Genomic DNA, 15,886 nt, shown 5'->3' with positions numbered 1-15,886 from the left:
GAATGGCAGAAAAAGGAAAGAAAATATTTGATTTATCGTTATTCAAACGGTTATTACAATACATAAAACCGTACAGAACAGTTTTTATAGTATCACTGGTTTGTGTTGTTGGTTTAGCAGTTTTTGGTGCTTTGCGTCCAGATGTTCTTCAAAAAGCGATAGATACACAAATAGCCCTAAAAAAGTATGACGGGTTTATCTTTTATATTATCATAATTTTAGGGCTTCTTATTTTAGAAGTAGTTTGCCAGTTACTTTTCATTTATTATGCTAGCTGGTTGGGACAGTCAGTGGTTAGGGATATTAGAGTGAAGTTGTTCCGACATATGTTACGATTCAAAATGACTTATTATGATAAATCATCCGTAGGTGTTTTGATAACTCGAGCAGTGACAGATATGGAACGTATCGCTGATATTTTCGGTCAAGGTTTGTTTATGATCTTCAGTGATATTTTGAAAATGGCAGTTGTTGCAGGATTTATGTTGGCCATGAACTGGAAATTGAGCCTTATCGTATTTACTACATTGCCATTAATAGTAATAGCGACAAAGATATTTCAAAAATATATGAAGCGCGCCTTTGAAGATGTGCGAACTGAGGTGTCTAATCTTAATTCTTTTGTTCAAGAACGTATTACTGGAATGAAAATTCTTCAGCTTTTTACAAGAGAAACTACAGAGTATAAAAAGTTTAAAGCGATTAATGAACGTCATAAAAAAGGATGGTTAAAAACCGTTTGGTATAACTCTATCTTCTTTCCAATAGCAGAATTTGTTGGTTCATTAACTATGGGAGCTGTAATATGGATTGGTGGATTAAATACAGTTGTTGGTGAAACAGCCACAATGGGTGATTTGATTGCTTTTACAATGTTTATTCCAATGCTGTTTAGACCTTTAAATCAAATTGCCAATAAATTCAACACATTACAAATGGGAATGGTTGCAGCAGATCGTGTGTTTAAAGTTTTAGATACCAATTCTAATATCGATGATAATGGCACAATTGAAGCTGAGCATTTCAAGGGGAATATAGCTTTTGACAATGTCAGATTTTCTTATGTTAAAGATGAAGAAGTTTTAAAAGGAATTTCATTTGATGTTAATGCAGGTGAAACTGTAGCTATCGTTGGTGCTACAGGTGCCGGTAAATCTACAATTATAAACTTGCTGAATCGTTTTTACGAAATCAATTCTGGTACAATTAAAATCGATGATATTGACATTAAAGACATCACTTTAGAGTCTCTTCGTGGTCAGATTGCTGTTGTATTGCAGGATGTATTTCTATTTGCTGATACTATTCTGAATAATATTACTTTAAATAATGAGAACATAACAGAAGCAGACGTTATTAATGCTGCTAAGGCTATTGGAATTCATGAGTTTATATCGAGTCTTCCTGGTGGTTATCATTACAATGTGAAAGAACGTGGTGTGATGTTATCTTCTGGTCAACGACAGTTAATTTCATTTTTAAGAGCTTATGTTACCAATCCAAGTATTCTAATATTAGATGAAGCAACATCATCTGTAGATTCATATTCTGAACAATTGATACAAGATGCTACTGATAAAATTACTGAAGGACGTACTTCTATAGTAATAGCGCATCGTTTAGCAACCATTCAGCAAGCCGATAAGATTATTGTTATGGATTCTGGACAAATTGTTGAAATCGGTACACACAAATCTCTTCTTAAAAAAGAGTCAGGTTACTATAAAAATCTTTATGAAGTACAGTTTTTAAAAGCTGAAGCCGTTTAGTTTATGCTATCCTTTAAGGCTCTTTGAGCTTCTACGTTAGCTTTTTGAGCTTCGATTATATTGTCAAGATTGCCAGTATAGTACATGAATATTAAAGTAAGTACTATTGCTAAAATAAAAAGTACACCTATAATTCCAATAAATAATAGCGACCGTAATAATATTTGAGAAAAATTAAGGCTATAAACACGTTTTAGGCAATAAGCGAAGTAAAAGAAGGTAAATGGCATTGTAATTAATCCAAGCATTTGTACTGATAATATATTTAGCGGAATTAGGGTAACGGTTAAAGCTGCAATACAAATGGAAAGTTGTGCTTGTCCATAAAGAAAAACAACTATCAATTCCGTAAAATTAAATTTTTTAATTCCTAAAAAACTCAGTTTAGCAATTATTGCATAAAGTGGAATATAGAGCATCATTATTAATGATTGATACTCGGTAGTAAGGCTATAAGTAGAATCAAAAAAAGCTTGTTGTGTTTTACCAACTTCGGTTGTAGTATCATAAAGGGATAGCTCCGTTTGAAATTTTTTCATGATAAAAATTTGTAATCCGGAAAGCGTGATAGCTAATGCAAAATAGCTGATAACATTAACATACTTTTTTCTTGTACCGTTAATATAGCCAACAATAACATCTTCAGGTTTTTTGAAAAGTTGAATAAATGTTCTTAGTAGTTTATTATCGTAGTTCAAAAACGTTTCACTGACATGTTCAAAAAGATTCTTTAGCGTCAGTCTATTGCGTATTATTTTACCACCGCAACTTTTACAGTAATCATCTGTTTCAGATAACTCGGTATGACAGTTTCTGCAATTCAATTAGCTATTGTTTTGTATTTAAATAAAATTAAAATTATGCCAAAAATAAAACCTAAAATAGCATAGAGTATAACATAAACCACTACTACAAGAAGAAACTTTGCCGTAGTGGCCCAAAAATCTTCTCTGAATATACGTTGTAGAACATATCCTAAATATAGGAAAAGAGGTATGGTAAGTATTGTTGAGACAATTAAATAATTAAGACCAAATAACAGAAATAAAATACTAAAAACGGCCGTTATGATTATAATTTGAGCTGAATAATAAAGATTTATGACAAGGTGCTCAGTGTAATTGTATTGTCGTTGTCCCAATAAAAAATAAACTATCCATGTACAAAACGCAGTAAAAGGAACCATAATAATATATATTATACCTTGATATTGGTTCATTCCTTCAAAACTCAAATCCTTAAAGGGATTATCTTCTTGTGAAGCAGAATTCACTAAAAAATCCATATTTAAGGAATCTTTAAAGAATGTCGTCATTAAAAACACCTGAATACCTGCTAAGGTTAAGGCTATAGCAAAATACTGTAAGACATCAATGTACTTTTTTCGAGTCCCTTCAATGTACTCTACAATTACGGTTTCAGGTCTTTTGAATAAGTCTACAAAAGTTAGTAAAAGTTTATTATCGATTGACAAAAACTGTTCATTGATTTGCTTAGTAAGGATTTTTGGTGTCAATCGGTTTTTAATAACCTTGGCACCACATTCATCACAATATTTTTGCGAGTCTTTTAATTCTTTATGGCAATTTCTGCAGGTCACTAAGCCAAGTCCTTTTTAATTTTAGACACTAAATCATCGGTATCTTTGAACATTACAAATTCACCACTTTTGAAATAGGAAATTTGTCCGGTTTCTTCACTTACGGCTATAGCAAGCGCATCGGTTTTTTCAGTAATTCCCACAGCAGCTCTGTGTCTCAGTCCAAATCGTTCAGGAATATTCTTTTCGTTGTTTACTGGAAGAATAACACGCGTTGCTTTCACTATGTTTTTCTCTATAATAATGGCACCATCATGCAAGGGACTATTCTTAAAAAAGATGCTTTCTATGATTGGCTGAGATACCAAAATATTCATAGCGTCACCTGTATTGGTTAAGAAGTCAAGATTATTGTTACGTTCAATAACGATTAAAGCACCAGTATTTGTTGTTGCCATTCTGTTGCAAGCATTCATTATGGCATCAACATCTGTAGAGGTTGGATCGTCGTTTTTAAGGAATTTAAAATTCTTTAAAATGCTCTTTTTTCCACCAATATTGGTAGAGCCTACCATAAGCAGAAACTTTCGTATTTCAGGTTGAAAGACTACAATCAGAGCTATAATACCAACTTTCATAAAACCATCAAAAATGCTGTAAAGCATTTGCATTTCAAGATAGTCGGTCAATCGCCAAGCGATGTAAATGACAAGAATCCCAATAAAAATATTGATAGCAACCGTACCTTTTACAAGTTTATAAATGTAATAGAGTAGTATGGCCACGAGGAAGACATCTACAAAATCTATAAATCTAAAATCCCAAAGTTGTAAGTTTTCCAAAGGTTAGAGCTTTTTGCTAATTTAATAATTTATGTTAATAAATGAATTCATTGTTTTCGATGAAATACATTTTAGAATCAACCTTTTTGAGGTTGGATTTTATCCAAATGTATTCTTGAAAAGATAAAGATTCTGAAAAGTGAAGGCTAATTTTTGATACATTTCCTAATAAAGGGTTTTCAATAACAACATTCAAATAATCATAGAACAAAGACTTTTTAACTTCCGTATTTAAAAATGATGAACGTTGAGATATAATATATTTATCATTTTTAAATCCAAATTTTAAATCTACGTCTGTGTGATGAATTCCCGATAATGAACCAAACATATTAGTTGAATCTTTAGTTCTATTTAAATATTGATCAGAATTAGTTATTTTATGATTGATGTCTAAATTAATCTCTTCATCACTAAAAATGTAATTGACATCCGTAAACTCAACAAACCCTAAATCACCAATGCCTGTATAATTACAAGTAAAGTAGTTTTTTGCATTTTCGTTTTTGTGCATTTTCGCATCGCGTTTTTTGTCTTGTAAAAACTTAATGTGTGGAATCGCTTGTTTAAGCGTTAAGCGTTTATCTACATTAACTAACCAGTTTGTGGTACTGATAAGGTTTTTACGATTTAGCAAAACCGAATCAGGTTGTGTTTCATCATAAAAAATATAGGCTGGTGAGACGTCCAACACTTCAGTAATCTCAGCATGTTCTACTTCAGGTAATAGCAAAACACGCTCGTTGTTACAGCTCAATATAAAAACTGATAAAAGTATTAGGTAATAATTTTTCATTGTAGTTGGTTAAAAAGCGTTACACATTCCACAGCTTCTTTCACATCGTGCACTCTGAGAATTTTAGCGCCTTTTTGTAATGCAATCATATGTAAAGCGGTTGTGCCATTCAAGGCATATTCTGGAGTGGTGTTTAAAGTTTTATAAATCATGGATTTTCTAGAAATGCCAGCCAATAAAGGCTTGTCTATCATTTGTAATAATTCAAGATTGTGCAATAATTCATAATTCTGTGTTGTGGTTTTAGAAAACCCAAAGCCAGGATCTATAATAATATCGTTGATTTTTGCTGCATGAGCAGCATGGATACGCTCAGCAAAATACGATATAACGTCTTTGGTTAAGTCATCATAATCCGTTTGCTGTTGCATCGTTTTAGGATTGCCTTTCATGTGCATCATGATATAAGGCACACCTAGTTTACCGATAGTGGATAACATATTTTCGTCAAGCTTTCCTGCGGAAATATCATTAATAATAGCAGCACCAGCTTCAATACTTTTTTTAGCGACTTTACTTCTAAAGGTATCAATAGAAATTAAGGTTTCAGGAAACTGTTTAAGAATGAGTTCAACAACAGGAACAACACGATGTAATTCTTCATTCTCCGAAACAAAATCAGCACCAGGACGCGAACTGTAACCACCTAAATCTATAAAGGTTGCACCTTCTGAAAGGTGTTTTTCAACTTGGCTTAAAATTTCAGATTCATTTTTATACTTTCCTCCGTCAAAAAAAGAATCGGGAGTTACGTTAAGTATACCCATAACTTTGGGAAGCGATACATCTATAAGTTGGCCTTTGCAGTTGATTGTCATCTTTTGGATTGAAATTTAAAATTCAAAGTTAACATATTCATAAACTTTTAAGTGCTTTTCAAAACATTGAATACAGAACTTTGAACTTTAAACTAAATAAGCGAAATTTACGCAAATTTAAACGGAATTTAATGCAAGATACCTCAAAACAGTACGATGCTGTTATCGATAAGTGCCGAACGCTTTTTGTAAATAAAATGAGCGACTATGGAAGTGCTTGGCGTATTTTAAGGCTACCATCACTAACGGATCAGATTTTTATAAAAGCGCAACGTATAAGAGGATTACAAGAGAATGATGTGCGAAAAGTTGATGAAGGTGAAGTCAGTGAATTTATAGGTATTATTAACTACTGCATAATGGCGCTGATTCAGTTAGAAAAAGGAGTTGTAGAGCAACCAGACATGGAAACTGCCGAAGCGACTCAACTTTATGATGAGAAAATTGCGATAACAAAACAGTTAATGCTCGATAAAAACCATGATTATGGTGAAGCTTGGAGAGATATGCGTGTGAGTTCATTAACGGATTTAATCCTTCAAAAGTTATTGCGCGTTAAGCAGATTGAAGATAATGCAGGTAAAACTATTGTTAGTGAAGGTATAGATGCTAATTATCAGGATATGATTAATTATGCGGTTTTTGCAATGATTCATCTTGGAGAATCAAATTAATAAACAAATTCCAAAAACTAAATTCCAATAGAATTGCCAAAAAACAAAACATATGATTTAGAAGTTAGAACATTTTTGTTTGCTAGAGATTGTAGGTTTTTAGTTAGAGATTTGAAAAATACAATATCAAATAATGAGGATGGTAAGCAGTTAATTAGATCTTCAGGTTCAGTTGGAGCAAATTATATTGAAGGGAATGAGAAGTTAGGGGATAAAGACTTAAAGTTTCGTTTAAAAATTTCTAGAAAGGAAGCTAAGGAAAGTGAATATTGGTTGAAGCTTTTAAAAGCTTTGAATGAACAATATCAAGAAAGAATACAAAATTTAATAGAAGAGGCTGGAGAGTTGAGAAAAATATTATCATCAATAATTAATAAATTAAGTTAAAAATCAAATGTTTAATTCCATTTTTTTGGAATTTAGTGTTTGTTTTTTTGAATTTTTATATGAAATACATAACACAAATAAGCAGAATTTTCGTTGGAGTATTATTTATAATCTCAGGGTTTATCAAACTGAACGATCCATTAGGGTTTTCATATAAACTTCAAGAATATTTTGGAGCTGACGTTCTTAATATAGAATTTTTAATTCCTTATGCGCTTGGACTTTCAGTTTTTGTTGTTGTTTTTGAAGTTGTGCTTGGTGTATTTTTATTAATAGGCTACAAGCCTAAATTCACGGTTTGGAGCTTATTACTAATGATTGTGTTTTTCACGTTTTTAACCTTTTATTCAGCATATTTTGATAAAGTAAAGGATTGCGGTTGTTTTGGTGACGCACTAAAACTGACACCTTGGGAAAGCTTTACTAAAGATGTTATCCTTCTTGTGTTCATTCTTATCCTTTTCTTCGGAATTAAACACATAAAACCAATTTTTGGTAAGTTGCCAACAACGGTTTTAGCGCTTTTAAGCTTTTTGGTTTCGCTTTGGTTTGGTTACCATGTGTTAATGCACTTACCAGCTATAGATTTTAGAGCTTACGCCATAGGGAAAAACCTGCAGAAACAAATGGATATTCCTGAAGATGCTGCCAAACGGGTAACTGAATATACTTGGACTTTTAACGTGAATGGTGAAGAAAAGGAATTTGTAACTAACGGAAGCTATCCGCAAGTAGATGGTGAATATGTAAGTGTAGAAACAAAAATTATTGATGAAGGTTACATTCCACCAATCCAAGACTTTTCTATTGAGTCTGAAGATGAAGATTTAACCTCACAATTTTTAGACGAAGATAAACTACTTATCGTTGCGATGTATAATATAAATACAGGTGAAAGCGAAGGAGTTGCAAAGCTAAAATCATTTACAGATCAAGCCATTGAAAAAGGTTATAAAGTTATAGGTTTAACGTCTTCTGGTGCTGAAGACAAAGTTAGATTTAAGCAAGGACATAACTTGAATTTCGATTTTTATTTATGTGATGAAAAGGTGATAAAAACCATCGTTCGTGCCAACCCAGGAATTGTAATTCTTAACAAAGGAACTGTTATGAATAAAGCACATTGGAATGATATTGAGGATATAGAATTAGAAGGAGAAGAAATTGTTTCGATAAATGAAAATATTAGTAAACCAGAAGAGAAAATGGAACCAACATTCGACGATTTGGCTTTATACGAAACAGAGTATGAAAAGAGCATGTACATGGCATCTGAATATTATTTGAATACTTTAAAAATACCTGATTCAATATTGGTGAAATTAGTACCTCATAACCATGATGAATTTCACTTGTTTTATATGACAACAGGACCAGATCATAAGCTGGGAAAAACAGACTTTTTTTATGAAACTACACAATGGATTTTTGAAAAAGTTGTTTCAGAAAAAGATGATAATTTTTACATGCCAAGTATTCAATTGGCGAGTTTTGCAGATGGTGAATACGCAGAAGGTTTTATTGAAAATTTAAAACTTATAATAAAAGCTGATACTGATAAATTCTGCAAATCCATAAAAGGAAAGGAATTTGCTGAAAAAAATCCAATCAAGTATTATTCAGTTGAGTATAATTGTGAATAATAAATAATATAGACCTGATAAGATATCTTTTAAATAAACTGTTTTACGCGTTCATCACCTTATTGGGTGTCGTTACTGTTATTTTCTTCCTTTTTACAATTTTACCAGGCGATCCTGCAAAAATGATGTTGGGTCAAAATCAAACAGCAGAACAAGTAGAAGCTGTAAAACACAAATATGGTTTTGATAAGCCTTTGGGAACACAATACTTATACTATCTTAATGATTTATCACCAATTTCTTTTCATTCAAAAAATCAAGAAGATTATACGTTTTTAAGCGAAAATAAGTATACGGCCCAACAACTGTTTAGCATTGCTAATACTGATATTGTGATTAAAGCACCTTATTTAAGAGAGTCTTTTACAAAACAAGGGAAAAAAGTAACAGCAGTTATAGGAGAAACCATTCCTAATACGTTTGTTCTAGCGGTTTCTGCAATTATAATAGCTATAAGTTTGGGTATTGTTTTTGGAATCATTTCGGCTTTATATAAAGATACTTGGGTCGATAAAACTATTCAGGTTCTCAGTACGTTTGGTATGAGTGTACCATCATTTTTTAGCGCTATTCTTTTTGCATGGTTATTTGGTTTTGTATTACATAAATACACCAATTTAGAAATGACAGGAAGTTTATATGAACTTGATGATTTTGGTGAGCAAATGCAAATCAAATGGAAGAATTTAATTCTTCCAGCAATAGTTCTTGGTATTCGCCCTTTGGCTGTTGTTATTCAGTTGATGAGAAACTCTTTATTAGAAGTTTTAAATCAAGATTATATAAGAACAGCTAGAGCCAAAGGATTGAGTGAGTTTCAGGTGATTAAAAACCATGCAGTTAAAAATGCATTAAATCCAGTGGTGACAGCCATCTCAGGTTGGTTTGCTTCCATGTTAGCTGGTGCCGTTTTTGTGGAGTATATTTTTGGATGGAATGGTTTAGGCAAAGAAATCGTAAATGCTTTAAATACTCTAGACTTGCCTGTAATTATGGGAGCAGTTTTAGTTATAGCTATCGTCTTTATAACCATAAATATATTGGTAGATATTGCTTACGCTTGGTTAGATCCAAGAGTAAAGTTATCCTAAAGCTATACTGATAAATATCAAGTGATTTTCGCCTTATTTATGTTATTTTTGTTCATATTGATAAATCAACTTAGACTATGAGAAAAAATATTGTTGCAGGTAACTGGAAAATGAATAACGATTTACCAGAAACCGAAATGTTAATATCAGATTTAATAAAGCAAAATCAAACTTCAGATGCAGAAGTTATGATTGCACCAACGTTTACGAACCTATGGCAAGCTTTTGAATCCTTAAGGCAAGAAGGTATTGAAGTTATTGCTCAAAACATGCATTTTGCAGAAAATGGAGCTTATACAGGTGAAGTGAGTGCTAGTATGCTTAAGAGTATTGGGATTAAAACTGTAATCTTAGGCCACAGTGAGCGTAGAGCATATTTTAATGAAACGGATGAATCTTTAGCTAAAAAGGTTAATGCTGCTTTAGAAAATGATATGAGAGTGATTTTTTGTTTTGGTGAGGAGTTAGCAGATCGCAAATCTGGTAATGAAGAAGCAGTTGTTGAAAGTCAAATTAAAAATGCTTTGTTTCATTTAGGAGCCGATGCTTTTAAATCCATTGTTTTAGCTTATGAACCAGTTTGGGCTATAGGAACAGGAGAAACTGCTTCTCCAGAGCAAGCTCAAGATATGCATGCTTTTATAAGAAAAACATTAGCTGATAAGTATGGTAACGACGTTGCAGACGAAGTTTCAATTCTTTACGGTGGAAGTGTAAAGCCAAATAATGCTAAAGAAATCTTTTCAAAACAAGATGTAGATGGTGGACTAATTGGTGGTGCTTCTTTAAAGGCAGAGGATTTCTTTGCTATAGTAAATGCATTTTAAAAACTAATTGTCATTCCTAAACAAGCAGGAATTATACTTAAGGGTATTCCCTGAATTTTTTGAATTCAAGGAATGCCCTTAACTTTTTAAAATTAGAGGATTTTAAATTGTGATTGTCATTAACAATCATAATCCTCTAATGAAATACCGAATCAAGATATGGCATTTCTTTTTTCTTTTGCCAGTTCTAATTTCAGCACAAGTTGGCGTTAATACTACCAATCCGAATGCACTTTTAGACATAAGTACCTCTAATCCCAGTTCTCCAAATAACACTGACGGTTTATTAATTCCCAAAATTGATGAATACCCTTCTATAAATCCTACAGCAATCCAAGATGGAATGTTGGTTTATGTCACAGGAAATGGAAGTGTCACCAAAGGTTTTTATTATTGGGATAATAACACAACCTCTTGGGTTTCTTTTGCGGGAACAACAATTGAGAAAATTGATGATTTGTTAGACGGAAAATCTGATGACGATGGTACAAACGATGGTTCGTCAATTTTCTTAGGTGTTGATGCTGGTGCTAATGATGATGGAACGGATAATGGAAATATTGGATTAGGCTTTGAGGCATTAAAGGCAAATACTTCAGGATTGCGTAATGTAGCTGTGGGTCATAGATCATTATTTAGCAATTCTACTGGTTCGACAAATTCAGCACTTGGAGCTACGTCAATGTATAGTAATTTAAGTGGTTATAGTAATACAGCTATTGGAAGATCTGCTATGTTTCATAATACGGATGGTTATCAAAATGTAGCATTGGGTTATTATGCAGGTTTTTTTAATAACGGAAATAATAATGTGTTTGTAGGTTATCAAGCTGGTTCTTATTCTTCTAATACAATGATAGGAGGAGTTTTTATAGGGGCAAATTCTGGCCGTTATGAGACAAATGATAATCGTTTATATATAGAAAATTCAACAAGTTCTAGCCCTTTGATTTATGGTGAATTTGATACTGATTTTTTAAGAATAAATGGTGATTTTGAAGTTGAAAAAACGACAAACGCAAGCGCAACTGTTGTGACCCCTTTTGGCTATCAATCGTCTTTAAAATTATTTGAAAGAGGAGGGAGCGGTGACTATGGTTTCGAATTTCAATACGATGGTTCACCAGATAAATTGTATTTATGGTCAAGAACCTTTGCTGGTAATGAAGGTATACGTATGACATGGCTAAAAGATGGAAGAGTAGGAATGAATGACACTGCACCAGATGCCAGATTAGATATAGAAGCTATAAACCAAGCAACACCAACAAACACAGACGGAATTTTAATTCCTAGAATTGATGTATTTCCTGCAACAAACCCAGGAATTAATCAAAACGGGATGTTAGTGTTTTTAACCTCTGATAACTCATTTTATTACTGGAATAATTCAGCGACAACATGGGTTAATCTTATGAATTCTTCTAATGCAGTAGAGCGAATTAACGATTTAGCCGATGGTAAATCAGATAACGATGGTACAAATAATGGCTCTTCAATTTTTTTAGGTGTTGATGCAGGAGCAAATGATGATTTGACAGATAACAGAAATATAGCAATCGGATACCAATCTATGCAAGACAATAACAATGGTAATAATAATTCAGCTTTTGGGTATTTAAGTTTAACAAATAACACTAATGGTGATTATAATGTAGCTATTGGTAATAGAAGTTTAATGACAGCAACGATAGGAAATCAAAATACTGCTGTTGGTTTTGAGGCTTTAGAAACAAACAATGGTAATTATAATACAGCAGTTGGTTATATAGCATTAGATAGTAATTCTAATGGCGATGGTAATACAAGTGTTGGTAACCAAGCTTTATCTTCAAATACATCAGGAGACTATAATACCTCAATTGGGTATCGCTCATTGTTAGATAATAGTTCTGGAGATCAAAATGTTGCTGTGGGTTATCATGCATTACAGAACAATACTACAGGTAATAATAATGTTGCTATCGGTTATAATTCACTTAACCTTGTCACAACGGGTTATTCTAATACTGCTTTAGGTACATCCGCAGGAGCAGCAGGTGCTACATTTTATAACACAACTGCTTTGGGTAATGGTGCTGCACCAAACTCGCCAAATCAAGTGCGTTTAGGTAACTCTAGTGTTTCCGTAATAGGTGGTTATGCCAACTGGTCTAATTTTTCAGATAGGAGGCTGAAAACAAACATTCAAGAAAATATTGTTGGTTTAGAGTTTATAAAAAAATTGCGTCCTGTAAGTTATAATTACGATATGGATGCCATTGCTCGTTTTGAGAACACACCAGATAGTTTGCGTATTAGAGAAGCAGAAAAATTAAAGATTCAAGAGATTCAAACTGGTTTTATTGCGCAAGAAGTAGAACAAGCAGCACAAGCGGTTGGTTTTGATTTTCATGGTGTAGTAAAACCTTATGATGAAAACGGCACTTATGCTTTGAGGTATGCGGAGTTTGTTGTGCCTTTAGTAAAAGCGATGCAAGAACAGCAAGAGATTATTGAAACTCAAAATCAAGAATTAAAGAGTCTAAGGGAGGAAATAGAAGCTATAAAAGCTCTGCTTAAAGAGAATTATAAAATAGATTAAAAGCTTTGTTATTAAGTGTTTAGGTCTATAAGGGTATTCCCTTAATTTTTGTAATTCAAGGAATGCCCTTAAGTAAATGATAGTTAGTGGTTTTACATTGCAATAGTGAAAATCAACTATAAAAAACTGTAATCATGAAAAAAATTAGTCTTTTAATTGCACTTCTCATTTCTGCAATTGTTTCTGCTCAAACCGTCTATACCGTAGACAATAATGAAGGTTCAGCTGCTGCTTACACCAGTGTACAAGCTGCTATAAATGATGCTTCGGCTGGTGATATTATTTATATTCAGCCATCTCCCAATGGATACGGAGATATTCAAATGACTAAAACTCTAACCATTTATGGATTAGGGCATAATCCTGAACTTAATAATGGTCTTGTGGCAACTGTTAGCAATATTTTATTTAGATATGCTGATGCTTCGGGTTCTAAAATTTCTGGTTTAAATATTAATGGAATTTATTTAGATAATACCACTTACAATAATCATAATGTTGTTATTACCAACAACAAGATATATCGAATTTTAGGAAATAGTACTACGGTAAGAGCAAATAATACTATCATTTCTGGAAATTATATTCAACATAATAGCAATAATGCCATAGATATTTACAATTCTCAAAATTGGATAATTTCTAATAATATAATAGAGCAGTATAATACAGTCTCAACATATTCTCTTTTTAATAGGTTCAATGTATCATCAACCTTTAATAATAATGTTGTGTTAACTCGTCAGAATGGAGACTCAACCCAATCAATTAGAATGTTTCATAATTGTTCAGGAGCACTTGTAAGTAATAATATCTTTCTATTTACTGGAAATAGTGTTACTAATATGAATTTGGGTACTAATTCAGGTTTAGACTTTCAAAACAACCTAACCTATAGTTATAATGCAACATTTGATCCATTGTCTGGAACCAATAATATTGATGATACCGATCCTCAATTTACAGCTTTCAATCAAAATACATCATTAAATAGTACATCTAACGATTTTGAAATTCAATCAGGTTCTCCTGCCGAAGGTGCTGGTACTGATGGTAATGATTTGGGTGTCTTTAATGGTAACTTTCCTTTTAGCTTAAGAGGTTATCCAACTGAATTACCATACCTCACAGATTTTGTTATCTATAATAATATTATAAGTGCAGGTGAAACATTGGATGTGAATGTGAAAGCTAACGCAAACTTTACAGATTAAAATATGAATCGTATGAAAAGGTTGCTTAATATATTGATGTTCTTTTTTTGTGTTTCTGGGTATTCACAAATTGTTGAAGCCGAATATTTTATAGATACAGATCCTGGTGTAGGCAATGGAACCTCTATTAGTATGTCTGGTGAAGTGATTGATTCGGACTTCACAATACCAACCACTAGTTTATCAGAAGGTATTCATAAACTCTATGTGAGAACTTTAGGTACAGATGGTAATTGGAGCTTATATGCAAACAAAGTGTTTTACATTAACCCTGTTCAAGAAAATACTGCAAATATTACATCGGCAGAATATTTTGTAGATACAGATCCAGGAATAGGAAATGGAACAGCATTAGCTTTGACTGGAGAAAGCATAAATCAGAACTATACAATACCAACAACAGGACTTCCTGAAGGAACACATAAATTTTATATAAGAGTTCTAAATTCTAATGGAAACTGGAGTCTTTACGATCAAAACCTGTTCTATGTAAACCCTTCTCAAGTTAATGCGTCAACCATAGTTTCGGCGGAATATTTTATTGGTACAGATCCAGGTTTTGGCAACGGAACGACTTTAAGTATTTCAGGAACTGAAATTAATCAAAACCTAGCTTTAACTCATAGTTTGGCGGATGGTTTTCATAAAATCTATGTTAGAGTCTTAAATGCTGAAGGTATGTGGAGTTTGTATGAGAAAAAGTTGTTACATGTTTATCAGAACAATACAGCGCTTATAACAGCAGCAGAATATTTTTTTGATATAGATCCAGGCTTTGGTAACGCTACTTCAATAGATTTTGGAGATGTTGAAAACCTTGATCAAGATTTCACGGTACAGGTACCAACAGATTTACCAGAGGGAGATCATTATTTGTACCTAAGAGTATTGAATACTGATGGAGTTTGGAGTTTGTACTCAATTTCAGAGACCTTAACGTCTTTGTCAATTGAGGATGAAATAGCAAATCAATTCAAATTCTATCCAAATCCAGTTAAAGATATGCTGTATCTGGAAACGAACAATCAAGACATCAAAGATTTAAAAATTATAGATACTAACGGAAGAGTTGTATTGGAAAAACTACCACTAAACTCTAAAGTAGACTTGAGTGCGCTTAATTCTGGCACATACCTATTGTACTTAACTACCCAAACAGGAAGCATCTCAAAAAAACTAATCAAACTTTAAAAAAACTAAATCAAATCAATTATGAAAAAATCAAAATTCTTTTTAGCCCTAACTATAGCCTTAAGTTTTTCGTTAATGAGTATGAGATGTGAGGAAGATGCACCAAGAGAAGGTGAAGATGCGGATAATGCTGGACCAGTAATTACCATCAATACTCCTTCAGCAAATGCTGTGTTTTATACCGATGGAGGCGTAGATTTTCCAGATTATATCGTTATAACAGCTGATGCTACTGATGACTCTAAAATAGACATGGGTTCTGTTACTGTCTATAATGATTCTGGAATGCAAGTTAAATATTATGAGGAAACCTCTTCAACACAAAACGGAATTTCAATTATAGATATTTATACATCTTTCAGGACAATTCAACCAGGCAACTATACTTTAGAATTTAAGTTTGAAGATATTTTAGGTAATAGTTCTACAGTTACTAGAAATGTGACTTGCGAATATTCAGAACCTTCTGGAGGTACAGATGGCTAAAAACTTAATTTTTGTAAGAAAAAT

General features: G+C 32.6%; 15 protein-coding genes. 10 read left to right on the top strand and 5 right to left on the bottom strand.

Going from position 1 to position 15,886, the window contains the following annotated elements; translation table 11 throughout:
• Positions 1-2 precede the first annotated feature (2 nt).
• Positions 3-1,769, top strand: coding sequence for an ABC transporter ATP-binding protein (locus QGM60_RS00900; protein WP_281138325.1), 1,767 nt, complete (start codon positions 3-5; stop codon positions 1,767-1,769).
• Here the strand turns inward: QGM60_RS00900 and QGM60_RS00895 are convergent.
• From QGM60_RS00895 to folP, 5 genes are read right to left on the bottom strand one after another with little or no spacing between them, the layout of a single operon-like run.
• Complete coding sequence (locus tag QGM60_RS00895) at positions 1,766-2,593, bottom strand: DUF3667 domain-containing protein (protein WP_281138324.1); 828 nt, start codon at positions 2,591-2,593, stop codon at positions 1,766-1,768. The genes QGM60_RS00900 and QGM60_RS00895 overlap by 4 nt on opposite strands.
• Positions 2,590-3,369, bottom strand: a complete 780-nt coding sequence (locus QGM60_RS00890) for a DUF3667 domain-containing protein (RefSeq protein WP_281138323.1) — start codon at positions 3,367-3,369, stop codon at positions 2,590-2,592. Before QGM60_RS00890 ends, QGM60_RS00895 begins: the two co-directional genes overlap by 4 nt.
• Complete coding sequence (gene cdaA, locus QGM60_RS00885; RefSeq protein WP_281138321.1) at positions 3,369-4,151, bottom strand: diadenylate cyclase CdaA; 783 nt, start codon at positions 4,149-4,151, stop codon at positions 3,369-3,371. Before cdaA ends, QGM60_RS00890 begins: the two co-directional genes overlap by 1 nt.
• A 34-nt stretch (positions 4,152-4,185) precedes the next feature.
• The gene (locus tag QGM60_RS00880) at positions 4,186-4,947 is read right to left on the bottom strand and encodes a hypothetical protein (protein ID WP_281138318.1); all 762 of its coding nucleotides are present in this window, start codon (positions 4,945-4,947) and stop codon (positions 4,186-4,188) included.
• Positions 4,944-5,765: a dihydropteroate synthase gene (gene folP, locus QGM60_RS00875; RefSeq protein ID WP_281138315.1), complete on the bottom strand. Its 822-nt coding sequence runs from the start codon at positions 5,763-5,765 to the stop codon at positions 4,944-4,946. Before folP ends, QGM60_RS00880 begins: the two co-directional genes overlap by 4 nt.
• A gap of 131 nt (positions 5,766-5,896) precedes the next feature.
• Here folP and QGM60_RS00870 point away from each other — a divergent pair, with 131 nt between their 5' ends.
• The 9 genes from QGM60_RS00870 (at position 5,897) to QGM60_RS00830 (ending at position 15,862) form a co-directional block, all read left to right on the top strand.
• Positions 5,897-6,439 carry a DUF1599 domain-containing protein gene (locus tag QGM60_RS00870; protein ID WP_281138314.1) on the top strand — a complete coding sequence of 181 codons (543 nt, stop codon included), beginning with the start codon at positions 5,897-5,899 and terminating at the stop codon, positions 6,437-6,439.
• A 33-nt stretch (positions 6,440-6,472) separates the two neighbouring features.
• The gene (locus QGM60_RS00865) at positions 6,473-6,826 is read left to right on the top strand and encodes a four helix bundle protein (RefSeq protein WP_281138311.1); all 354 of its coding nucleotides are present in this window, start codon (positions 6,473-6,475) and stop codon (positions 6,824-6,826) included.
• A gap of 59 nt (positions 6,827-6,885) precedes the next feature.
• Positions 6,886-8,469, top strand: coding sequence for a BT_3928 family protein (locus QGM60_RS00860; RefSeq protein ID WP_348634877.1), 1,584 nt, complete (start codon positions 6,886-6,888; stop codon positions 8,467-8,469).
• Between the two features lie 14 nt (positions 8,470-8,483).
• The gene (locus tag QGM60_RS00855; protein ID WP_281138791.1) at positions 8,484-9,560 is read left to right on the top strand and encodes an ABC transporter permease; all 1,077 of its coding nucleotides are present in this window, start codon (positions 8,484-8,486) and stop codon (positions 9,558-9,560) included.
• Between the two features lie 77 nt (positions 9,561-9,637).
• Positions 9,638-10,387 carry a triose-phosphate isomerase gene (gene tpiA / locus QGM60_RS00850; protein WP_281138310.1) on the top strand — a complete coding sequence of 250 codons (750 nt, stop codon included), beginning with the start codon at positions 9,638-9,640 and terminating at the stop codon, positions 10,385-10,387.
• A 139-nt stretch (positions 10,388-10,526) separates the two neighbouring features.
• Positions 10,527-12,971: a tail fiber domain-containing protein gene (locus QGM60_RS00845; RefSeq protein ID WP_281138309.1), complete on the top strand. Its 2,445-nt coding sequence runs from the start codon at positions 10,527-10,529 to the stop codon at positions 12,969-12,971.
• 134 nt (positions 12,972-13,105) lie between these two features.
• Positions 13,106-14,185 carry a right-handed parallel beta-helix repeat-containing protein gene (locus tag QGM60_RS00840; protein ID WP_281138308.1) on the top strand — a complete coding sequence of 360 codons (1,080 nt, stop codon included), beginning with the start codon at positions 13,106-13,108 and terminating at the stop codon, positions 14,183-14,185.
• A gap of 12 nt (positions 14,186-14,197) precedes the next feature.
• Positions 14,198-15,376, top strand: a complete 1,179-nt coding sequence (locus tag QGM60_RS00835) for a T9SS type A sorting domain-containing protein (protein WP_281138307.1) — start codon at positions 14,198-14,200, stop codon at positions 15,374-15,376.
• A gap of 21 nt (positions 15,377-15,397) precedes the next feature.
• Positions 15,398-15,862, top strand: coding sequence for a hypothetical protein (locus QGM60_RS00830; protein ID WP_281138306.1), 465 nt, complete (start codon positions 15,398-15,400; stop codon positions 15,860-15,862).
• Positions 15,863-15,886 lie beyond the last annotated feature (24 nt).

This window comes from Winogradskyella sp. SYSU M77433 (assembly GCF_029911945.1).
Taxonomy (GTDB): Bacteria; Bacteroidota; Bacteroidia; order Flavobacteriales; family Flavobacteriaceae; genus Winogradskyella.
This window is presented reverse-complemented; position numbering and strand designations above follow the sequence as displayed.

What these genes read in the sequence shown, in the direction of transcription:
- QGM60_RS00880 (WP_281138318.1), bottom strand. Translation starts at nt 4,947, where the DNA reads ATGAAAAATTATTACCTAATACTTTTATCAGTTTTTATATTGAGCTGT.
- folP (WP_281138315.1), bottom strand. Translation starts at nt 5,765, where the DNA reads ATGACAATCAACTGCAAAGGCCAACTTATAGATGTATCGCTTCCCAAA.
- tpiA (WP_281138310.1), top strand. Translation starts at nt 9,638, where the DNA reads ATGAGAAAAAATATTGTTGCAGGTAACTGGAAAATGAATAACGATTTA.
- QGM60_RS00840 (WP_281138308.1), top strand. Translation starts at nt 13,106, where the DNA reads ATGAAAAAAATTAGTCTTTTAATTGCACTTCTCATTTCTGCAATTGTT.
- QGM60_RS00900 (WP_281138325.1), top strand. Translation starts at nt 3, where the DNA reads ATGGCAGAAAAAGGAAAGAAAATATTTGATTTATCGTTATTCAAACGG.
- QGM60_RS00870 (WP_281138314.1), top strand. Translation starts at nt 5,897, where the DNA reads ATGCAAGATACCTCAAAACAGTACGATGCTGTTATCGATAAGTGCCGA.
- QGM60_RS00830 (WP_281138306.1), top strand. Translation starts at nt 15,398, where the DNA reads ATGAAAAAATCAAAATTCTTTTTAGCCCTAACTATAGCCTTAAGTTTT.
- QGM60_RS00845 (WP_281138309.1), top strand. Translation starts at nt 10,527, where the DNA reads ATGAAATACCGAATCAAGATATGGCATTTCTTTTTTCTTTTGCCAGTT.
- QGM60_RS00860 (WP_348634877.1), top strand. Translation starts at nt 6,886, where the DNA reads ATGAAATACATAACACAAATAAGCAGAATTTTCGTTGGAGTATTATTT.
- QGM60_RS00835 (WP_281138307.1), top strand. Translation starts at nt 14,198, where the DNA reads ATGAAAAGGTTGCTTAATATATTGATGTTCTTTTTTTGTGTTTCTGGG.